A 2,199-nucleotide genomic window follows, 5' to 3' on the forward strand; every position below is an offset into this window, starting at 1 on the left:
CTGGAATTCCGTTCTCCTTCTTTTGACACCTTCCAGCTCCCTTCCATTTTGACATTTTCATCTGTATTATCTATGACAATATCCGATTCCCGTTCTTGTTAAGTTTAAACAATAGCCTCTTTTATCAGGCTTTTTAAGGTCTCATTACTCCCTTTGAGTTCGCGGAGTATTTCGAGTAAGGCATCAAACTGGCTGCCGTCCATGAGAACTTTCCTTTTTTCAAATTCATAAAAATACTCAATCAGTTGCCCAGGCTTAATGGTCAAAATATGAATGGGATCAACCTGCACATAATCGGCATATCTTTTAATCAGGTCCACGGTGATTTTGGTTTCTCCACGTTCATACTTGGTATAGGCGGCCTCGCAGATTCCTAAATGAAAAGCGAGCTCCATGGCCTTAAGACTTCTCAGTTTTCTAAAGGTCATCATATTATGTCCTATTGATTGGTTATCAAGGAGTGCTTCTTTAAATTGGCTTGGATCACCCATATCTACATTATTTAGGAAAGGATCATTGCTACAAATTCAATTTCCTCAACCTGCCTTTTCTAAACTATTCTCCCATGAATAATTTATTCTTTGCCCCAGATCTATCTATCTATCTATCTATCTATCTATCTATCTATCTATCTATCTATCTATCTATCTATCTATCTATCTATCTATAAAGCCATTATTGATCCTATGCTTTCTACCCTGCAAAAAAGCATCTAATGCAAAATCAGTTAACCAATGGTCTTCCCCCAAGGAAATTCGTGGCAATCCGTGTAATTCGTGGACCACTTTTTTCTTCTTATAATTTCGGAGAATCACAAAACCTATTTCCCAAATTCCACCAATTTCCTTAACTTGTCTTTTAGTTTTTTAATAGCCAAGACTAATGACCAATTCAGCTGCACGAAATATCCATCAGGGACGAAACATCAAACGCTTCAGGGAAATGCTGGGCATCAAGCAGGATGCCTTGGCCCATGAACTGGGAGAAGACTGGTCCCAAAAGAAAATCAGCCTACTAGAGCAAAAAGAGAGTATAGAGGAAAATATTCTAAGGCAGGTAGCAGAAATCCTCAAAATCCCAGTAGAAGCCATCCAGAACTTTGATGAAGAACAGGCTATAAATGTGATTGCCAATACGTTTGAGAACTGTAACCAACCAGCCTCTGTATTCTACAATTCTACTTTCAATCCCGTTGAACAAATCATAAAACTTCATGAAGAGAAGATAGCCCTTTATGAAAGGATGCTTAAGGAGAAAGATGAGATGATGGCGAGGTTGGAGCGACTGATTGGAAATAAATGAAAGCAGTGAATTTTGAACAAGATTACTAGAAATAATTCGAAAAATGGCAAATGGACATCAGCTAAAGCTTAATTCGTACTCTATTATCCTCAGGAAGCACAATGAGAAAAAAAAGAAAAAGTCCGAAGTTAAATTCTCAGATTTTTTTGAATCTTTTCGAAAGCCTGAGGACAAAAAAGTAAGCCAGCACACATTTTTTAATAGGTTTTACAAATATTATCTTGAATCTTTCAATGCTGAATTTGTAAAAGATAAAGATGGAACAAAAGCTTATTCTCCCGGGGACAACATTAACAGAAACCCGGCAAATTTCATGATCGATGGGATATTTGAAGGAGGATTAACAGGAATAGAACAAAGTGTACAGGATCAAAAAAAGAAAAAAGCCAAATCTAGAATCACAAAAAATGATGTTGCATCTCTGCCATTTTACTTTCTGTTTTGGTTTCCATCTGATGTTAATTACGGAATTCTAATGATCCAAAGCTATGGTAATTCTACTATTAATTCCTTAGTAAAGAATCATATAAAAAAAGTATTTAAAACTAAAGGATTTACCTTCGATGAACATATGTGTATTACTGAAAAGGATAGGGAAGATTTTCTAAAAAATTCAGTAGTTAATGAACTATCGTTTTTAAGTACCTACCAATCAAAGGATACCGGCGGAGAGTTTTCTGCTTTATTAGGGGATGCAGAAACTTTTCAAGTAGAAGTCAAACTCAAGAAAATCAACAAAAATTCTAATGCCTTTTTTGAAGGAATCAGTAAACTTCAGGATGGAATTACCGATTATATTAGCTTGAAAGTTAATGGAGCAAAAAAAATTGGGGATTCCGAACCTAAGGCATATTACAAAGGTAATAACTCTCGATCCCATGCTGTAATAAGTGACCA

3 protein-coding genes are annotated in these 2,199 nt (G+C 35.9%); 2 read left to right on the forward strand and 1 reads right to left on the reverse strand.

Translation table 11 applies throughout. The features are described 5' to 3' along the window. Positions 1–104: 104 nt before the first annotated feature. Positions 105–491 carry a helix-turn-helix domain-containing protein gene (locus ACYVAA_RS22765; protein ID WP_460546351.1) on the reverse strand — a complete coding sequence of 129 codons (387 nt, stop codon included), beginning with the start codon at positions 489–491 and terminating at the stop codon, positions 105–107. A 391-nt stretch (positions 492–882) separates the two neighbouring features. On the opposite strand from ACYVAA_RS22765, the gene ACYVAA_RS22770 reads away from it, so the two are divergent. Together ACYVAA_RS22770 and ACYVAA_RS22775 are read left to right on the forward strand one after the other, a co-directional pair. Further along, positions 883–1,302, forward strand: a complete 420-nt coding sequence (locus ACYVAA_RS22770) for a helix-turn-helix transcriptional regulator (RefSeq protein ID WP_460546353.1) — start codon at positions 883–885, stop codon at positions 1,300–1,302. A gap of 43 nt (positions 1,303–1,345) precedes the next feature. Continuing rightward, positions 1,346–2,199, forward strand: an 854-nt coding sequence (locus tag ACYVAA_RS22775; RefSeq protein WP_460546355.1) for a hypothetical protein, incomplete at its 3' end; no start/stop codon positions are given.

It is taken from the genome of Echinicola sediminis, assembly GCF_054777495.1.